General features: G+C 46.9%; 19 protein-coding genes. 10 read left to right on the top strand and 9 right to left on the bottom strand.

Annotation, left to right across the window (positions count from 1 at the left end):
* Nucleotides 1–603: 603 nt before the first annotated feature.
* From DBR37_RS03275 to DBR37_RS03290, 4 genes are all read right to left on the bottom strand, one after another.
* Nucleotides 604–1,506 carry a TIR domain-containing protein gene (locus tag DBR37_RS03275; RefSeq protein WP_124572856.1) on the bottom strand — a complete coding sequence of 301 codons (903 nt, stop codon included), beginning with the start codon at nucleotides 1,504–1,506 and terminating at the stop codon, nucleotides 604–606.
* Nucleotides 1,499–1,783, bottom strand: coding sequence for a hypothetical protein (locus tag DBR37_RS03280; protein WP_124572857.1), 285 nt, complete (start codon nucleotides 1,781–1,783; stop codon nucleotides 1,499–1,501). Before DBR37_RS03280 ends, DBR37_RS03275 begins: the two co-directional genes overlap by 8 nt.
* A 76-nt stretch (nucleotides 1,784–1,859) precedes the next feature.
* Nucleotides 1,860–2,075 (bottom strand): hypothetical protein, encoded by a 216-nt coding sequence (locus DBR37_RS03285; protein WP_124572858.1) that lies wholly within the window; start codon nucleotides 2,073–2,075, stop codon nucleotides 1,860–1,862.
* A 4-nt stretch (nucleotides 2,076–2,079) separates the two neighbouring features.
* Nucleotides 2,080–2,304: a DUF2188 domain-containing protein gene (locus DBR37_RS03290; protein ID WP_124572859.1), complete on the bottom strand. Its 225-nt coding sequence runs from the start codon at nucleotides 2,302–2,304 to the stop codon at nucleotides 2,080–2,082.
* A 270-nt stretch (nucleotides 2,305–2,574) separates the two neighbouring features.
* Between DBR37_RS03290 and DBR37_RS03295 the strand changes: the two genes are divergently transcribed.
* From DBR37_RS03295 to DBR37_RS03320, 6 genes are all read left to right on the top strand, one after another.
* Nucleotides 2,575–2,790, top strand: a complete 216-nt coding sequence (locus DBR37_RS03295) for a transcriptional regulator (RefSeq protein ID WP_124572860.1) — start codon at nucleotides 2,575–2,577, stop codon at nucleotides 2,788–2,790.
* On the top strand, nucleotides 2,787–3,416 hold the full coding sequence (locus DBR37_RS03300) for a GNAT family N-acetyltransferase (protein ID WP_124572861.1): 630 nt from the start codon (nucleotides 2,787–2,789) through the stop codon (nucleotides 3,414–3,416). Before DBR37_RS03295 ends, DBR37_RS03300 begins: the two co-directional genes overlap by 4 nt.
* 2 nt (nucleotides 3,417–3,418) lie before the next feature.
* Nucleotides 3,419–3,901, top strand: a complete 483-nt coding sequence (locus DBR37_RS03305; protein ID WP_124572862.1) for a helix-turn-helix transcriptional regulator — start codon at nucleotides 3,419–3,421, stop codon at nucleotides 3,899–3,901.
* Between the two features lie 6 nt (nucleotides 3,902–3,907).
* Nucleotides 3,908–4,840, top strand: a complete 933-nt coding sequence (locus tag DBR37_RS03310; protein WP_124572863.1) for an ImmA/IrrE family metallo-endopeptidase — start codon at nucleotides 3,908–3,910, stop codon at nucleotides 4,838–4,840.
* Between the two features lie 63 nt (nucleotides 4,841–4,903).
* Nucleotides 4,904–5,098 carry a hypothetical protein gene (locus DBR37_RS03315; RefSeq protein ID WP_124572864.1) on the top strand — a complete coding sequence of 65 codons (195 nt, stop codon included), beginning with the start codon at nucleotides 4,904–4,906 and terminating at the stop codon, nucleotides 5,096–5,098.
* Nucleotides 5,099–5,136: 38 nt separating this feature from the next.
* Nucleotides 5,137–5,721 (top strand): hypothetical protein, encoded by a 585-nt coding sequence (locus DBR37_RS03320; protein ID WP_124572865.1) that lies wholly within the window; start codon nucleotides 5,137–5,139, stop codon nucleotides 5,719–5,721.
* A 727-nt stretch (nucleotides 5,722–6,448) separates the two neighbouring features.
* Here the strand turns inward: DBR37_RS03320 and DBR37_RS03325 are convergent.
* The 3 genes from DBR37_RS03325 to DBR37_RS03335 all read right to left on the bottom strand — a co-directional run bounded on the left by DBR37_RS03325 (nucleotide 6,449) and on the right by DBR37_RS03335 (nucleotide 9,488).
* Nucleotides 6,449–7,303, bottom strand: coding sequence for a DUF5677 domain-containing protein (locus DBR37_RS03325; protein WP_124572866.1), 855 nt, complete (start codon nucleotides 7,301–7,303; stop codon nucleotides 6,449–6,451).
* Between the two features lie 85 nt (nucleotides 7,304–7,388).
* Nucleotides 7,389–8,519: a hypothetical protein gene (locus DBR37_RS03330; protein WP_124572867.1), complete on the bottom strand. Its 1,131-nt coding sequence runs from the start codon at nucleotides 8,517–8,519 to the stop codon at nucleotides 7,389–7,391.
* Nucleotides 8,520–8,528: 9 nt separating this feature from the next.
* Nucleotides 8,529–9,488, bottom strand: coding sequence for an HNH endonuclease (locus DBR37_RS03335; RefSeq protein ID WP_199739019.1), 960 nt, complete (start codon nucleotides 9,486–9,488; stop codon nucleotides 8,529–8,531).
* Nucleotides 9,489–9,780: 292 nt separating this feature from the next.
* Here DBR37_RS03335 and DBR37_RS03340 point away from each other — a divergent pair, with 292 nt between their 5' ends.
* From DBR37_RS03340 to DBR37_RS17120, 4 genes are all read left to right on the top strand, one after another.
* Nucleotides 9,781–11,358 carry a ShlB/FhaC/HecB family hemolysin secretion/activation protein gene (locus tag DBR37_RS03340; protein WP_124572868.1) on the top strand — a complete coding sequence of 526 codons (1,578 nt, stop codon included), beginning with the start codon at nucleotides 9,781–9,783 and terminating at the stop codon, nucleotides 11,356–11,358.
* Nucleotides 11,359–11,364: 6 nt separating this feature from the next.
* Nucleotides 11,365–13,401 (top strand): filamentous hemagglutinin N-terminal domain-containing protein, encoded by a 2,037-nt coding sequence (locus DBR37_RS03345; RefSeq protein WP_233588263.1) that lies wholly within the window; start codon nucleotides 11,365–11,367, stop codon nucleotides 13,399–13,401.
* Entirely contained in the window at nucleotides 13,370–14,269 is a 900-nt protein-coding gene (locus DBR37_RS03350; RefSeq protein ID WP_124572869.1) for a FecR domain-containing protein, read from the top strand. Before DBR37_RS03345 ends, DBR37_RS03350 begins: the two co-directional genes overlap by 32 nt.
* Before the next feature lie 88 nt (nucleotides 14,270–14,357).
* Nucleotides 14,358–14,513, top strand: coding sequence for a hypothetical protein (locus tag DBR37_RS17120; RefSeq protein WP_158610219.1), 156 nt, complete (start codon nucleotides 14,358–14,360; stop codon nucleotides 14,511–14,513).
* 72 nt (nucleotides 14,514–14,585) lie between these two features.
* On the opposite strand, the gene DBR37_RS03355 is transcribed toward DBR37_RS17120, so the two are convergent.
* Together DBR37_RS03355 and DBR37_RS03360 are read right to left on the bottom strand one after the other, a co-directional pair.
* Nucleotides 14,586–15,611: a diguanylate cyclase gene (locus tag DBR37_RS03355; RefSeq protein WP_124572870.1), complete on the bottom strand. Its 1,026-nt coding sequence runs from the start codon at nucleotides 15,609–15,611 to the stop codon at nucleotides 14,586–14,588.
* Nucleotides 15,612–15,628: 17 nt separating this feature from the next.
* Nucleotides 15,629–16,639: a chemotaxis response regulator protein-glutamate methylesterase gene (locus tag DBR37_RS03360; RefSeq protein WP_124572871.1), complete on the bottom strand. Its 1,011-nt coding sequence runs from the start codon at nucleotides 16,637–16,639 to the stop codon at nucleotides 15,629–15,631.
* Between the last annotated feature and the right edge of the window lies 1 nt (nucleotide 16,640).

A 16,640-nucleotide genomic window follows, 5' to 3' on the forward strand; every position in this document is an offset into this window, starting at 1 on the left:
CTCGATATCCTATATTTGGGAGCAATGCTTTTTTACGTACGTTAAATCTTTGCGAGCAGAAAAATTGATCTAAACTGAGTATTCGCATAAAAATTGCTACCGAATAGCATCGCAAAGTTGCCACTGATGCGCATTGGTCAATGTCTGCTTTCGGCCAAAAGCGGATATCACTTGGTAGTATCTTGAAGTGCTAACAATTTGAAGCGAGTCATTCAATCCATGAAAACCAAAATTCTATCTTCATCGTTAGAAAGGCTAAAGCCATTCGCACACCTAGAACCTATCATTTACGCTTTAATTGAAATTGGTAATAAGCCCACTTCAGTTCCTTGGTTTTCAGTTGACAAAGATGGTTGGTATTGCCAACTCCAGTACCCGATAGATTTTGATTATCTAGAAACTAGATTTGAGTTCCCCCCTTCAATAAATATTTCGCGAGGGAGCGGCGGTATTTTGGATACTTTGACGTGGACTGAAATTAATACGAAGTGACGCCAGCATTAACTAATGCGAATAGGTGGCACTGTTGAGATGCGACTAGGTGGCAACTTTGCTTTGCTAACTAATGCCAACCTTCATGCGAATACTCACTAAACAGAGCATTTACTTCATTACTTTGTTCCAGTCAATATTGTGACCTGCGGCATTTAGCTCTCGGCCTAGGGCCGTCTTCCAGCCATTTCCTACATCCATGGCTTCCCATACAACACCGGCAAAATCACTTGGTATCTCTACCTCGCTTCGCTTAAGGGCACATACATTTTCACGCCCCAACTTACCAATGAAGTAGCCTAGTTCTAGAAGCACGTTTTGCCTAGTACGCGGTTCTAACTCGATATCGTTTTTCGCTTTACCTAAATCGTCTGGGGTAAGGAGAACAACGGCAAAACTTACATCACTATTGGCTTCAACCTTCTCAATAACCGTACGCCCTCTATTGGCCTGTTCGTGAAGAATTATCGGATTTAACCCTATACTGCTGAGAAATCGAGCAACGGTTTCCCGTGCTTCGCCATCATGACCATGAACGATAAAAATTTTATTCGATTTTGATTGCATTAGCTTTGGACTAAGGCTCCCATGATTTATGACATAAGTTTTATAGTCCCTAGCGAATGGAATTATTACTTGTCGGGTGAATGCTTGTAGTCCAGCGATTACTTTTCGACCTGAGTAGAAAAATTGATTGCAAAAATTAAGTGCATAGTCTGGGTCAGCTGCAAATTTGTCCAACAATATTAAAGTCAGACCTAGAATTTTTTCAGGTTCATCCGGCCAAACAAGTTGATGACTGCCGACCATGCTTCCACCAGTCGTTTCACTTTCATGTATGAAGGCGTCGAAATCCACATTGGTAATTAGTGAGCGATTTATTTCCTCCAAACTAGGATGATGTAAAAGGCGCACGAGCGCTTTTAATGGCCGCTCAAATGATTGTTGCTGTGCGGCTTGTATATCAAGAATTGCATTATTGATTTGTAGGAATAAATCTAAATCGTCAGACATCTGTACTCCCTAAACGTATTGCGGCTGCCCGATCGATAATTGCCTCTCGATAATGCTCTTTCATCTGTTCGGCGAGTGGGCCAATAAAGGAGTTGTCAGCATACTCCCCGAGCTTTTCATTGATTATCGTCTCAACACTTAAGATCGCGGCTTCAATACTTGCAGGGTCATTGGCATCAAAGGTTACTGTGCCGAGCTCGCCATCCAAAGTTTCAAGTGCCATTTCTGCATTTTTTAGTTCTTGGCTTAGCTCATCAAGCCCAGTAATTTTAATCATGAGATTTAGAGTAAATAGTAAGTATTAAATTTGGGGAGGAAGCCAACTTAGAGTTGGCTTCTTTTTGGGTTGGCTTTCATTTTCTTCGTAGGGCACGTGCAATGGTAACAATGCCAAAGACAAACAAAATCAGGGGGAATCCCCATGAAACGTCTTTGGATATCCAGCCCATTCGTTCTGCTATGAGCAATGCACCTGCAGCTAAGGCAAAAATACCAACACCTAAACCCTCCCATAAAAGAGGACTAGTAAGGTTGGTTTCGGACCCTGCTTCATTTGATTCGATCGCCATATTATTAACCCTTGGGTGGATATGGATCGTTGCCGAAGCTATCCTTATCCCTGATTTGGCCATTCGGTCTGTGAATGATTAATTCAGAGTTCTGGTTCTTGGCAATTTCACGCCCTGCATTTATTGCTTCGCGTTGCGTTGAAAACGTTCCTGTAACGCGAGAAGAGTTTTCGCGGCGGACTGCCCACTCACCGTTGTGAGTGACGACGTGTTGATTTGATTTTTTCATAGCATTTATCGCTTATAAAATAGGTTTTAAAACGTTAGTAAAGCATCGTGTTCGACAAAAGAACTGCCACGATATTCGCGTGCCAGCTTCTAAGAAGCGCTGGATGTCCTGGGTCCAATTCCTTTGCCGTAGCCCTGACTTTTGATGGTTAATCGCTAGTCATGCTGATTATTATATAGCTAAAAAATAGCTAGTCAATAGCTTTGACATGGCTATTTTTAATTTATATAATGTAGGTATGAAATAACAGGCAATGGTTGGGGGAACACGATGGCATTAGCTAAAAAGACAATGACGCTTAATCTTACCGATGCAGAAATGACTGTATTGGAGGAGCTTTGCGCTAAAAAGGATTTAAGTAAGACTTCGCTTGTGAGGCAGGCTCTTAGGCTGTATCAGTTGGTGGAAAAGCGCATGGAGAAAGGTGATAAGCTATTTTTTGAAGATGAAAAATCCAAAGAAAAAGCTGAGGTCATGATGTTATGACCGTAACCATATCGCCAATTTTCCTGTTGGATATCCAAAGTAAAAATTCTGTGCAAGCGGAGCTGTGGGATCAAATTACTGAAAAACAATTAGCTGATTGGGAGGCTGAATGGGCACCAACACTCCAAACTGGCATTAGAAATCTTAATCAAGCAGGGGTCGCCAGAAAATATTGGCCCCAGAATCGTCATTGGGATTGGCGTAAAAAAATGGAGGCGGTGCAAGGCTATCTCGCATACCCGGGTTTCAGCGTCATGTGTAATGGCGTTACGCAAGGTTTAATGGTCGTTGAAAATACGTCGTACCGTTGCCGACTTCAGGAACAAGAGGGGCAACATTTAATTTACGTTGAATTTATTGAAAATGCACCCTGGAATAGAAAGGAGTTACTACTTACGCCGCGTTACCGCGGGGTCGGCAGTATTTTGATCCGGGCAGCAATCGAACTCAGCAAAGAAGAGGGTTTCAAGGGAAGGATTGGCCTTCACTCATTGCCACAAGCAAATGATTGGTACGCCAATTCATGCGGAATGAGTGATTTGGGCATCGATACAAACAAAGAAGGCTTACGTTATTTCGAAATGACACCTGCGCAGGCAGAAGCCTTCATTGCGAAAGGGAATTAGCCATGAAAATCGAATTCACCAAAGAATGGTGTATGAGGATGGCACATCTGGAGAATGATGCTGCCATTAGTGCGGGAGCATTTAGTTTTGATCCAGTATTGGACGTTGAGCAAGAAGAGGTCGAATCCTTTTTAGAGGAGCCGAACATTGCATTTGGCAGATTTGTGAGCCTTATTAGGCGAAAGAATAGATTAAGTCTTGAGAGGCTTGCAGAGGATACCGATATAGAAATAGAGGAGCTGGTAGAAATAGAGGCCGATACAAGACATAAGCCAGAACCAAGGACCGTATATCAATTAGCGAACTACTTCAAAATTCCAAGAAGTAATTTGATGCAGATAGCAGGACTTACTATACCCAAAGATATACATCTTCATAGTGAGGCCATTAGATTTGCGGCGCGTTCGGACCCAAATGCTGACCTCTCTGATGAAGAACGTGCTGCTTTGGAAGCCTTTGTGTCTGTTCTCATAGATAAAAAATAAAAGATAATGGCAAAAAATCTCTTACTGTCTTCCAGAACTAGTCGCGATATTGATGCAAAGATAGAGCGTGTGCTGAATGGGCTTGGCAATCCCGAACCACCTATTCGGTTAGAAGATGTAAGAGCTCTTTTAAATCTAGATTTGAAGTTTTATACAGCTACTGACCCTGGTTTTGCAGAAGAGACAATCAGTAGAATTCGAGTCGCTACTATTCAAGTTTATAAGCGACCTACACTTCTAATAGATGCGATTAAGAAGATGTCTCTGAAAGCTCTTTACTTGCCTGATCGTAAGCGAATTATGCTTGATGGAGATATCCCAGAAAAAAAACATAGATGGAATGAGGCTCATGAGATTGGGCATAGTTTAATCCCTTGGCATGACGACATGATGCATGGAGATAACACGCATACAGTTTCTCACTCGTGTCATGAACAAATCGAAGCCGAGGCTAATTTTGCTGCGGGGAGATTATTGTTCTTGCGCGATCGATTTTTAGACGAAGCGTTTTCTGTTGATCCGACCTTGGCATCTGTAAGGAAGTTACACGGAATATTTGGAAATACGCTGTCAACAACACTTTACAGATTTGTAGAATGCGTGGGCGTTGACGTACCTATGCTCGCATTGATTACTGGCCATCCACATTCAACCAAACGAAAACCTGAATTTGATGAGGCTAAACCCTGTCGCCACTTTATTCGTTCTCCTGCGTTCATGGCTCGTTTCAGCAAAATTTCAGAGATTGAATTGTTTAAGGCGGTTGCCGGTTATTGCGGCCCCCAGAGTGGGGGGCCGCTAGGTGCTACTGATTTAATTCTTACTGATGATAATGGTGAAAATCATCGATTTAAATTTGAAACGTTCTTTAACCGATATGACGGGTTAACGTTGGGTACTTATTTACAGCCCGAGCAGCTAATGGTTGCTGTATCCTAGGAGCCTGTTAGATTTAAAGGCAGAGCCTAAACTGAAGAAATATAATGTGCTCATGGAGGTGTTATGGCTAAATCACATGTGCTTCGCACAAGCACGAGTAAGTTTGTTGTGAAGTCAACAGCGAGCGCCGAATTGGCGACCTTGCGCACTGTCGTCTTCGAGCTTAAGAAAAAACCTCAAGAATTACGTAAGATTGCAGTGAAAGCCGGTGTTTCTACGCCAACGGGGCGGGTGCCTTCAATTTATCGGAGCAAATAATAAATACCGGATCGCGTTACGAAATTCTACCGAGTTTTTTGGTGTGCTTTCACGGGACGGATGAAGCTACAGCCGAAAAAATTCTGGCGGGCAAAGATCATTTAGATCAAAGTACCAATCAGTATGATTGGTTGGGACATGGAATTTATTTCTGGGAATATAGTCCGCATAGAGCGCAAGAATTTGTTGAAACAAAATTCGCACGAGAAAAAAGAAAAGACAAAGTTGCTGTCGTCGGAGCCATTATCGACCCAGGGCTTTGCTTAAACCTTTTAGATGCGTCAGGATTGAAGTCGTTAGAACTTGCGTATGAAGCCTTGCTTGCAAATAATAATGGTGATGTTGCCCAGTTGCCCGTTAATGGCACACAAAGGTGGAATAGAAATTTGGATTGTGCGGTGATAAATATGCTGCACGAACTTCGTGAGGTTACTCAACAAAAGACCTGGCAGAAGAAAAATCCGGGAAGGCAGACACTACCTGCCTATGACACCGTTCGAGGAGCATTTTGGGAGGGCGGTCCAATTTTCCCTGGGTCTCTAATTGAGAAGAAAAACCATGTGCAAATATGCGTGCGAAATCCAGATGTAATAAAAGCATACTTCCGCCCTATACAAGATTAACTTTGAGGGGTCCTTCAAACTAGGCCTAGTTTCAATGGAAAGGGATAGCAGTGTCCAAATACCTTTACGAAGTCAGCATAACGCGAGGCAGAAGTAATAAGAATTACCAGAAATTCTTGAAAAATGTATCAAATCTTAACGCGAAGGCTCCTGATTACGCCGGTATTCAAAATGTCTGTCTTTTAGCGCACCACGTCGATGCTCGGACTATTCACATGCTTTGTACGGAGGGTTTCAGTCGTGCCGAAAAAGACGTCACTGTCGAAGAAATAACAACATCCTCTTTGGATTCGCCAGTCGGGCATCATCGAATTCATTTGGAGCTAATCGAGAATTATTTTCTACCGCACGGTAATTTCCCGAATTTAAAGGCTATTGGCTAAATAGAGTCACTTTATACAAACGTCGAGTAATGAAGAACATAAAAGCAGTTTTCATTTAATTTGAGAAAATATAGGAAATTTTAATAAACTGTGAAATAGCCGAATAATGAAAATAGAAAACTGCTTGAAATTTCCTTTAAAAATCAAAGAGCATAATTTTCATTATCTGTGACTTCCTACAGGTATATTTTCAAAACATTTGAAATGTTTTCAAATACGTGAAAAGGCTCCTTTGGGAGCCTTTTTTACAAGTATGGTGAGATTCGAATATGTCGCCGAAACCCAATGGTGGCTTCAAATCGATTCCGGTGTAGAAGAAATAAATGGAAACGAAAAGATGGGCTTTACTTGGAAGAAAAGTATCGCTCATGATCGCTTTCATGTAATGAGTGAAGCTCACCGATTTTGTTGGCTATTTGCTGTACCTCCTGACTGAGCTTTTCGTCGCTACCAATTAACTCAAGCAGGATATGTATTGCTTCGCAATGGCAAAGAATCGCCTGAATGGTAAGGTAAATAGCGAAACTGAATTTTTCTACATCAAGTAGGGCAAACGCCCGTGCGTGATCCTCGGTTGGTATGAACTCTACAATCGTTGAATTAAGAATGTCTTCGCCGAGAAGATGCACTGAATCAGACGACGATTGGAAGTGCGTACAATACACCTCTTCTTTTCCTACGGCCTTAAACTTCTCTCGACTATTTGATGGCCAAGGCGCGATAGGGAGGTTAGGCGAAAAGGTAATGCTTTTTTCAATCAATTCTGTTGATTGCAATAATCCTTCTGCTGCCTTCATCGATGTGACTAAATTTGCCCCAGCTGCGAATTTGTACCATTTCTTTGCGCGTGATTTACGAGCTTCTACGCATGCTCGCAGTAGTCCTTTAGACCTCGCATGTTGAGTCTTGGCCAGAATAAAAAGCAAATTAACGGACATTTCAATAGAAACGCGAGAAAGAGCTTCGGCGGGAGTACTAAATTTCTGAGATAACGCGTGGCAAATCGTTGCGTTAAGCTCATTAATCCCATTTAAAAAATGTCGAACTTGAACGCGTTGAATGATGAAACTAAGTGATGCATGTGTTTCAACGGGAATATTGAGGGAAATTTCTCTTAACGTTGTGACCGTCTTTAAGAGGGTTTCAACTTGGGTTGTATGCGCAGCGTAGTCCGCTGTGAATTGTTTTAAAAAGGTCATTAGATCTTTGATGCAAGATGAAGAGCAGATGTACGGGGGCGCTTGCACATCAATGAACGTTCAACTATGGGATGTGCTATTGAGCTTAATAAAGATCGGTATAAGAAATAAGTTGATGAGTATCTGAAAGATAGGTCTTTGTTAAATCAACATTGCCATCACGCCGCATATCTACAATGCGAGCCACAAGATCAATCAGAAAATCTTCTAATCCACCTAAAACTTGAGGTAGTGGATGGCTGTATTGAACAAGGCCATTAATGTGCTTGTCACGTTTCTGTGCCAGGGCTAGTACAGTGGGAAATTCTGCTCCTAAAAGCCCACGAATATCACTGTTGTGAAATGCGTGTTTAGAGGCATTGCTTAAGGTCTGAATTGTTTTAACAAAGCTGATATTGTTCCCTAAGAAAACTTTTTTCAATAATTCAAAACGATTGGCTAATTCAACATTGTTTGCCAGATTTTTAAACATCCGTTTTTGTATTCCCTGCGTTTCTTCAAACAAAGACGCAAAAGAATCTAGATATATTGGGCTCCCTATTTTTTGTAGTTGGCTGTGAAATATATCAATAAAAAGCAAGCTAACTATTTCATCTAATACGCGGCGGATTTGGAAAATCAATGCGTCCGTGGAAATATGATAATCAAATGGATTTACTGCATCGGATTTAGGATTTTTAGCCTCGTCCCATTTTTTGTAGATAAGCTTTGAGGTCTCTCGTATAGAGAATAATCTTTGCTGAAGATCTCTTCGGACAGTACCAGAAGATTTGAATCTGTAAATAAAATTACTCGCCAAAATTTGATTGATCCATGACGGAATCGGATCATTGAAATTTGAAGGGTGTGGGTCAGTGTAAAAATTTGATCCTAGTGATGGTCTATTCGGCCAAATGTCATGTCCAGTATAAAAACACAATTCTTCTATTGGATATAGTCTTGCGGTGCTAACATTTTTTAAAATCCAACGTCTGCAAATCGGATCAAAAACTGGAACTTGGTTGTTCTCCCAAAGCCGGGTTATTGGCGTGGGAATCAGTGTCACCCCGAAGGGCAAGTAAGTCTTGTTTGGCCCCCAAGGCTCCGTACTAGAAGTAGGTGGTACCGTTTGAAAATCATTTAGAAGTTTTTCTGCAGATTCTCTAATTAGAGAGTCACTGCAGACGTAAATTTTTGAATCTAATTCATAGTAAAAAACACGAATGTTTTCCTGCATATGATCTACTCATTGTTTAAAAATATTTGTGCGGTGAAATTGTAAAAACTTTGATTGCTCTGAGTTGAACTTTCCTACGCTCTTCTTTAGCGAAATTCCCCATGCCGACAAAACATCCGTATTCAATTTAGAAGAGATAAGTAATTGACCAATATCAGAGAAAGAAATAAATCCGCTATCAAACAAATGGTCCACATGCGGTGCTAGAAGAAGCCCATTACATCCATGTAATTTTTCCGTATCGTCAGAAAGACGCCAAGGTTTGATATGACTCGCGCGAAGGTGTTGAGGATCGCTAACTCCTGTCACTCTGCATGCTTTCTCATTTAGCCTGACGTTTGTTTTGAATAAACCTTGTCCAAGTCTAGAGTTAATCAGCTGGGATTTTGTAGTGGCGCTGATATCTGTTCTACCTCTGATCGCGTTTTCAAATACATCATCGCTGGTCGATTCAATTTCAACTGTGCTGGTGAGGGCCGTTAATGTTGAATGATACTCGGCGCCTATTAACCCAATTAGCTGTTGGGCCATAGCGTTGCCGATTTTTGCCAAATAAACTGATTGAAGGCCATTCCCATTTTTCTGAAGAGGCGAGTATTTCTCTGGCAAATATACGGAAAGCTGTTCTATGTGGTCTTTGGGCCGAATAATATTTGTTAGTTCTTTGAATTCTACAGGGACAAGCCATCCTTCTTTAGACCAGTTGATGCCCGCATTTCCGAAATCTGGTTTTGGCGCAGTTTGCACGACGCCCGATGCGCGTCCAATTGCTTTTATTCTGGTATCGCAAAACGAAAAAATGACATCTCCTGGGGAGACGTCTTTCATGTTTTCATAGAATTGATTTCGGCCGCCGTCTGAGCGCGTTTTGGGCGACCAAAGAAATCCGCCATTTATCTCGTCTTTGTAGGTTTGGTTCTGATTAACCCACCAATAGTTAATTGGTGGATTTGTAGCGGATGGCACCATCTCTATTAATTCCTATTTTTAAGATAACTCCTATATTAATAGAAATGAACGACGGATTGCCTTTTGGAAATATCCGCGATGTTTCGGCGCAAGCACTAGTCTGTGCGAGTGCGATTTTCCGTTGGTGTTTGATCCACTGTAGCGTCTGAGCATCACAAAACCGATTTTTCTTGCAATAATTCCTTATGAGAAATACAAATTCTGTAGACTAGAAACCCACGGCAGGATCGCCACGTAACCCGCATGGCGTCTACCTAAAACCATAATAATTACGCTGCCCAAGGGCGATCCGATGAAATACCGTTTTATGTCTATGCTGGCCGGCACTTTGCTGGCCGCGACCTGTGCTTCGGCGTTCGCCGATAGCGGCACTTCCGTTCATTTTGATATCAACCGTTTCGATGTCCGCGGCAATACTTTGTTGCCCACGCAGACTGTCGATAGCCTGGTTGCGCCCTACCTCGGCAAGCAGCGTGATTTTGCTGATGTGATGAAGGCGCTGGAAGCGCTGGAGGCGGCTTACCATGCGCGCGGTTATCAGCTGGTGCGTATCGATTTGCCTGAGCAGGAACTGGATCACGGCACCGTGGTGCTGAATGTGGTGCAGACCAAGATCAGCAATATAGTCATCGAAGGCAATAGCCATTTCGATGATGCGAATATCCGTCGCTCCTTGCCTGCGCTGCATGAAGGACAAACGCCGAACCTGAAAGCGGTTTCCAAGAGCCTGAAGCTGGCGAATGAGAATCCGGCCAAGAAGGTGACGATGCGGATGAAGTCTACCGAGCAGGATGACGAAGTCGAGGCGACGTTGGCGGTTGTTGACGAGTCGATCTGGCGTACTACGGTGGGCCTGGATAACACTGGCGTTCCGTCTACCGGACGCACCCGCGCCAATGTTGTATTGCAGAACGCGAATATGTTCGGCCTTGATCATGTGATGAGCTTGCAGTACACGACAACGCTGGAAGAACCTAGCCGCGTTGGTGTGTATGGCGTTGGTTATCACGTGCCGCTGTATGCGCTGGGTGATTCGATGGACTTCTATGCGAGCTATTCCGATGTGAATGCGGGTACGGTGACGGCCGGTATTTTTGATTTGGCGGTGAGCGGCAAGGGGTCGATGTACGGTGCGCGTTATAACCAGAATCTGGCGACGGCCGGCAATTACGAATCCAAGCTGATGTACGGCGTCGATTTGAAGCAATACAAGAACAGCATGCAGTTGCAAGGCATTGAGCTGGGTGCTGATATCACGGTGCGTCCGGTCAGCATCGCTTATCAGGGCGACTGGGCTCTGGCTAACGGCTCATTCGGTTTTGTGACGACTCTGCTGCATAACATTTCCGGTGGTACCAATGGTCATCAGCGTGATTTCGACAAGGTGCGTGTTGATGCGAAGGCGAATTACACCGCATTGCGCGTCGGCGCAAGCCTGACGCAAGCCTTGCCTGCTGAATGGCTGGCGCGCGCCGTTATCAACGGTCAGTACACCAAGGATGCCTTGATTCCGGGTGAGCAATTCGGTGCGGGTGGCGCTGCTTCGGTACGCGGTTTCCTCGAGCGCGAAGTGGCCAATGATTCAGGTATTACCGGTAACTTTGAGGTGTACACCGTGCCATTGTGCGGCAACAGCAAGTGGCAATGCCGCGCCCTGGCCTTTTATGATCATGCTTACCTGACGCGTAATCACTCTTTGCCGGGCGAGTTCAGCACAATCTCTATCAACAGCGTTGGTGTGGGTTTGCGGGTGCAATTGGGTAATGACGTGAACTTCCAGGTTGATGTTGGCCATGTCCTGCATGCGGAGGCAACGACTACCCGCAGCGGTGACAACCGTGTACACGCACGTCTTGCCTTGTCTTTCTAAGGTGCCATGATGAAGAAATCTATGAATATGGCTTTGAATAAACCCGCCGCCCTCGCCTGGTCTGTGCGCTGCGCTTTCTTGCCACCACTAATGGCCGCATGCCTTGGTGTCGCAGGTATCGGCAGCGCAGTTGCGAATCCATCCAACCCTACGGTCGTGAATGGACAGGTTACTTTTTCGCAGCAAGGCAATGTTTTCACGATTACGAATAGCCCGAACGCGATTATTAACTGGAGCAGTTTCTCCATCGGTGCGGGTGAGATGGTGCGTTTCATACAGCAAAACAGTAGCAGCAGCGTGCTGAACCGCATTACCGGACAAGACCCGAGCCGCATCATGGGTGCGCTGCAATCAAACGGTCGCGTGTTCCTGATCAATCCAAACGGCATTATGTTTGGTGCTGGCTCGCAAGTGAACGTAGCTGGGTTGGTGGCGTCGACACTGGCGATTTCAAACAACGACTTCCTCGCTGGCAAGAATAAATTTACAGCAGGCGATGTCGCTGGTGCGGTGAGTAACCTTGGTGCGATTACTACGCCTAGCGGCGGGCAGGTTTATCTGATCGCGCCGGATGTGAGCAATAGCGGCATCATCACCTCGCCTAAAGGTGATGTGGTGCTGGCAGCAGGACGCAGCGTGCAACTGGCGGATTCGACCAATCCTGATATGCAGGTAGTGGTCTCTGCGCCGACCGACCGTGCGTTGAATCTTGGTGAAGTGATTGCGCGAGGCGGCAAGATCGGTATCTACGGTGCCTTGATTAATCAGCGCGGCAAGTTGAATGCAAATAGCGCGGTGGTCGGTGAGAACGGCGAGATCATCCTGAAAGCGAGCGGCACGACTTTGCTGGAAGCTGGCAGTGTGACGAGTGCAACCGGTGCAGGCAAAGGTGGCGAAGTACAGGTGCTCGGTGAAAAAGTCGGTCTGATGGGTGATGCGGTGGTCGATGTCAGCGGTCAGAGCGGTGGCGGTACTGCGTTGGTCGGTGGTGACTATCAGGGTAAAAATACCGCGGTGATGAATGCCGAACAAACTTTTGTCGGCAAGGATGCGACGATCAAGGCAGACGCAATTACGAGTGGTGATGGCGGCAAGGTCATCGTCTGGGGTAACCAGACTGCGCAGGCTTATGGTTCCATCTTTGCGCGGGGTGGTGCGCAGTCGGGTAACGGTGGGTTCATTGAAACGTCGGGTAATTTCCTTGATGTGGCGGGCATACGTGTGAATGCCAGCGCACCCAAAGGCACAAGTGGTCAATGGTTACTCGATCCCCTGGATATTGTTGTCATTCCTTTTGATCCTCAAAATGACCCGGGAACGGATTTGAGTGATGTGTCTGCATTTTCAGCTAATGCAAATGACGTTACTCAAATATATGGCGCAACCATATCGATGGCTTCTGGAGTGGCTCCGGGTGCAAGTGTTATTTTGCAGGCTAAGCGAAATATAACTTTCGATAGTGTGGTCAATATTGATATGCCTGATATAGGACTGACGGCGCAGGCGGGTAACAACATCGTCGTCAATGCGCTGCTTGCCACGAATCGTGGTGCCATCGTTTTATCGGCGAATGATAATGGTGCAGGAACCGCTAGCGGTAGTGGCAGAGTCATCGTCAATGCTGGCAACGGCGGGCTGGTTCGTTCTAATAACGGAGGTACGGTGACCATTAGAGATTCGATTACGAATCCACCTTCACCTCCTCCTTCCGCCGACATCTGTACCATTGCCCCCAACTCAGCCTTATGCCAGGTGCTGTCACCTCCGACCGCAAGTGAACCAGTCAAGCCGGTACAACGGGCAAGCAATGAAATCATCAAGACAGTTAATGCAGCCGCACCTAAGACTGATTTCGATCAGGTGGCTTCCCTCGATACAAAAAATCAAGGCGATACCTCATCTGGCGGGTCGGGATCATCCGCAAGTACATCTATTCCGGATGATAAAAAATCTGATGACAAGAAAGCCGACACCAAAGAACTCGCATCCAATGACAAGAGTGGAACCAAAAATGAAACAGCCGCAAAAATGTACTGTAATTAAGTCAGCCCTGTTGCTGGCAGTTTTGTGTACAGCAACAGTGGTTCAGGCTGCAGGCGTCGGCACGGTTACCTTGCTGAGTGGTCCCTTGCTGGCGAAGAAAGCAAACGGCACGATGCGCGTGCTCGGCGCGAAGTCGACGGTCGAGGCCGGAGACACCTTATCCACTCAGGGTAAAGCGTATGCACAAGTCAGATTCAGCGATGGCAGCACGCTCATCCTGCAACCGGATACGACGCTGACGATAGATAAGTTTTCGTATGACGCGGCCAAGCCTGCTGCAGACAATGTTGCCTTCACACTGGTGCAAGGCGGGGTGCGTTCCAATGCGGGCTCGCTCGGCAAGCGCAGCAAGGACAGCGTGCAGATGGTGACGCCAAGCGCCAGCATTAGCATGCAAGCGGCGAATGTCGTCGTGCAGTACATCAAGCCGACAGCGGAAGCAGTTGCGGCTGCGCGCCACGCATATTTACTGGCGAGTACTGCAGCACTTGATTTATCCATGCATGCAACTCGTAGCGACATGCCGGCACCTGCAGCTATTCAGCCTTTGCTGCTGGCGCAGGTCAATATACCTTTACCCACCGGGCTGAAGCCGAATGCTGTTGGTTCAACACCGCCATTGCCGCCGGGTTTGTATGTGCAGGTAATCGATGGCTTGATTAACGTGACGAACAAGGGCGGTACGCAGAATTTTTCTGCTGGACAGTTCGGCTTTACACCGACTCCGATTCAGGCGCCGGTAGTCGTACCGAGAAACCCGGGCCTGCAATTTACTCCGCCACCAGCGTTTAGTGTCCCGATGTCAAACACCCCAGGTGCAAGCTCCGCACCACCTAAATCCAATGCAGTGGATTGCGTGGTGCGTTAGTTCGAGATGATGGGAATGTTTCTGTACTTGTGATGTCGTACGGATTGAGCTTTTCAGGTTTTGAAAAGCAAGTTGATACGGTGATGCAATGAAGAAAATATTGCGTAAATTGATGATGGGTTTGCTGATGCCAGTTGTATTGGTAATAGCCGGATGTGGCGGCTATGCACGTACGCCAAATGGCAGTTCGAGTGTAGAAGCCTACGGCGTTATCGATGTCGGCGTGCAACATGGCAATCCGTAGATGAATGACAGATGTAAAAAGGCTTCCCGGGGGAAGCCTTTTTTATTGCATCAATTTCCAGTGGCGCCGGACTTATGTGTCTTCCCACACCACGCGATGCTTACCCTGTTCCTTGGCACGGTACAGTCGTCTATCTGCCAGCTCGATCAGATCGCTAGGTGCCTGCTCCGATTGCGGAACCAGTGTAGCGACACCTATGCTCACAGTGAGCCATGCGCCGGACGCAGCGTGTGCATGCGGGATCTGCAAGGCTTCCACCGCAGCACAGACTTTCTTGCCCGAGATGACGGCGCCATTGATGCCGGTTGCCGGCAAGATGATGGCGAACTCCTCGCCGCCGAAGCGGGCACTCAGATCGGCCGGGCGCATCGCGCTGGCTTCCAGTGATTTGGCGACCTTCTTCAATACCAGGTCGCCCGCAACGTGACCATAAGTGTCGTTGTATAACTTGAAGTTGTCGACGTCGATCAGCAGTATCGATAGTTCCTGTTGCTCGCGACGCGCACGCTTCCATTCTGCACCCAGGTAGTCATCGAAGTAACGCCGATTGGCAATGCTGGTCAGACCATCGGTATTGGTCAGGCGCTGCAGTTCGAAGTTACTTTTTTGTAGCTGTTGCTGACTTTCGCGCAGCGCGCGGTAAGCGGCATCGCGTTGCAAGAGATTGTTGTACGAACGTGAGTGATACCGGATGCGCGCGATCAGTTCTATCGTGTCCGGCAACTTCACCATGTAGTCGTTGACGCCGGTAGCGAAGGCATCGCGTTTGACCTCGGCATCTTCGCGCGTCGACAGTACGATGATCGGGATATCGCAGGTCGTTGCGTTCTGGCGGTACTGGCGTACCAGCGTCAGTCCGTCCACACCTGGCATCACCAGATCCTGCAGGATGACGGTGGGTTTGGTTTTTTCTGCGACGCGCAAGGCTTCATCCGCACGTGCGCAGTAGTGGAAGTCGATATTCGGGTCGTTCAATAAGGCGCGCCGTATCGCTTCGCCGACCATGGGCTGGTCATCTACCAGCAAGACCATGATCTTGTATTCTTCAGCCGGTAGATGGATTCCGAGATCGCTGTCGCTCAGTGCGGAAGATTCCATATTTTTTATCCCTAGATTCAATTAAACAGTTGGACTAATTTTTGTGCAATGCCGGATACGGGGAGTATGTCTGTCGCTGCACCCAGCGCAGCGGCTGCTTTGGGCATCCCGTACACAGAACTGCTTTCCTGATCCTGCACGATGGTGTGATATTTATGATCGTGCATCGCCTTCAGGCCGAGCGCGCCATCGCGTCCCATACCTGTCAGCAGTACTCCCACTGCCTTACCCTGCCATTGCTGCACCACGCTATGAAACAACACATCGATGGACGGATGATAAATATCCATCGGTGACTCTGCGACATAACCGAGGCTGTCGCGATTCTTGATCAACAGGTGCTGATTGGTACCCGCAATAAAGACGGTGCCTCTCAGCGGCTGATCACCTTCCTTCGCCACGCGTACACGCAAGGCCGTTTGTTGCTGCAACCAGTCCGCCATGCCATCGACAAAAGCCGAATTGATATGCTGCACGATAACGACTGCGGCCGGGAAGTCAGTCGGCAGGCCGCGCAAGAGTTCGGCCAATGCTGCCGGGCCACCTGCCGATGCGCCGATCACTACCAGTTTGTTGGACGGATCAGCTTCGCGTATGGCAGCGGGCTTCTTCACAGGAGCCGGTGCTTCCACCTTCTTGCTCATGCGGGCGACTTTTTCTATTTTCGCGATTAATGCGGCAGCGCCCTGCTGGAAGTTGCCGCCGGTCATGACCGGGGTCGTGACGACATCCAGCGCACCGTAACCCAACGCCTCATATACCTTGACGGCATTCGCACTGATATCAGCTGTCACCAGCAGGATCGGGCAAGGTGTCTTTTGCATGATGCGACGTGTTGCTTCAGCGCCGTCCGCGTTTGGCATGATGATGTCCATCAGGACCACATCGGGTAACTGCCATGCGCACATCTCTGCTGCCTGTACACCGTCCTGAGCGACCCAGATGAGTTGATGTGCGGGGTGCTCTGCCAGCGCCCTGCGCAATATCTCAACTACCATGGGTACGTCATTGACGATGCCGATTTTCACG

Origin of the sequence: Herminiimonas sp. KBW02 (assembly GCF_003852535.1) — a bacterium.
Classification (GTDB): domain Bacteria; phylum Pseudomonadota; class Gammaproteobacteria; order Burkholderiales; family Burkholderiaceae_D; genus Oxalicibacterium.

What these genes read in the sequence shown, in the direction of transcription:
- DBR37_RS03275 (WP_124572856.1), bottom strand. Translation starts at nt 1,506, where the DNA reads ATGTCTGACGATTTAGATTTATTCCTACAAATCAATAATGCAATTCTT.
- DBR37_RS03280 (WP_124572857.1), bottom strand. Translation starts at nt 1,783, where the DNA reads ATGATTAAAATTACTGGGCTTGATGAGCTAAGCCAAGAACTAAAAAAT.
- DBR37_RS03285 (WP_124572858.1), bottom strand. Translation starts at nt 2,075, where the DNA reads ATGGCGATCGAATCAAATGAAGCAGGGTCCGAAACCAACCTTACTAGT.
- DBR37_RS03290 (WP_124572859.1), bottom strand. Translation starts at nt 2,304, where the DNA reads ATGAAAAAATCAAATCAACACGTCGTCACTCACAACGGTGAGTGGGCA.
- DBR37_RS03295 (WP_124572860.1), top strand. Translation starts at nt 2,575, where the DNA reads ATGGCATTAGCTAAAAAGACAATGACGCTTAATCTTACCGATGCAGAA.
- DBR37_RS03300 (WP_124572861.1), top strand. Translation starts at nt 2,787, where the DNA reads ATGACCGTAACCATATCGCCAATTTTCCTGTTGGATATCCAAAGTAAA.
- DBR37_RS03305 (WP_124572862.1), top strand. Translation starts at nt 3,419, where the DNA reads ATGAAAATCGAATTCACCAAAGAATGGTGTATGAGGATGGCACATCTG.
- DBR37_RS03310 (WP_124572863.1), top strand. Translation starts at nt 3,908, where the DNA reads ATGGCAAAAAATCTCTTACTGTCTTCCAGAACTAGTCGCGATATTGAT.
- DBR37_RS03315 (WP_124572864.1), top strand. Translation starts at nt 4,904, where the DNA reads ATGGCTAAATCACATGTGCTTCGCACAAGCACGAGTAAGTTTGTTGTG.
- DBR37_RS03325 (WP_124572866.1), bottom strand. Translation starts at nt 7,303, where the DNA reads ATGACCTTTTTAAAACAATTCACAGCGGACTACGCTGCGCATACAACC.
- DBR37_RS03330 (WP_124572867.1), bottom strand. Translation starts at nt 8,519, where the DNA reads ATGCAGGAAAACATTCGTGTTTTTTACTATGAATTAGATTCAAAAATT.
- DBR37_RS03335 (WP_199739019.1), bottom strand. Translation starts at nt 9,488, where the DNA reads ATGGTGCCATCCGCTACAAATCCACCAATTAACTATTGGTGGGTTAAT.
- DBR37_RS03340 (WP_124572868.1), top strand. Translation starts at nt 9,781, where the DNA reads ATGAAATACCGTTTTATGTCTATGCTGGCCGGCACTTTGCTGGCCGCG.
- DBR37_RS03345 (WP_233588263.1), top strand. Translation starts at nt 11,365, where the DNA reads ATGATGAAGAAATCTATGAATATGGCTTTGAATAAACCCGCCGCCCTC.
- DBR37_RS03350 (WP_124572869.1), top strand. Translation starts at nt 13,370, where the DNA reads ATGAAACAGCCGCAAAAATGTACTGTAATTAAGTCAGCCCTGTTGCTG.
- DBR37_RS17120 (WP_158610219.1), top strand. Translation starts at nt 14,358, where the DNA reads ATGAAGAAAATATTGCGTAAATTGATGATGGGTTTGCTGATGCCAGTT.
- DBR37_RS03355 (WP_124572870.1), bottom strand. Translation starts at nt 15,611, where the DNA reads ATGGAATCTTCCGCACTGAGCGACAGCGATCTCGGAATCCATCTACCG.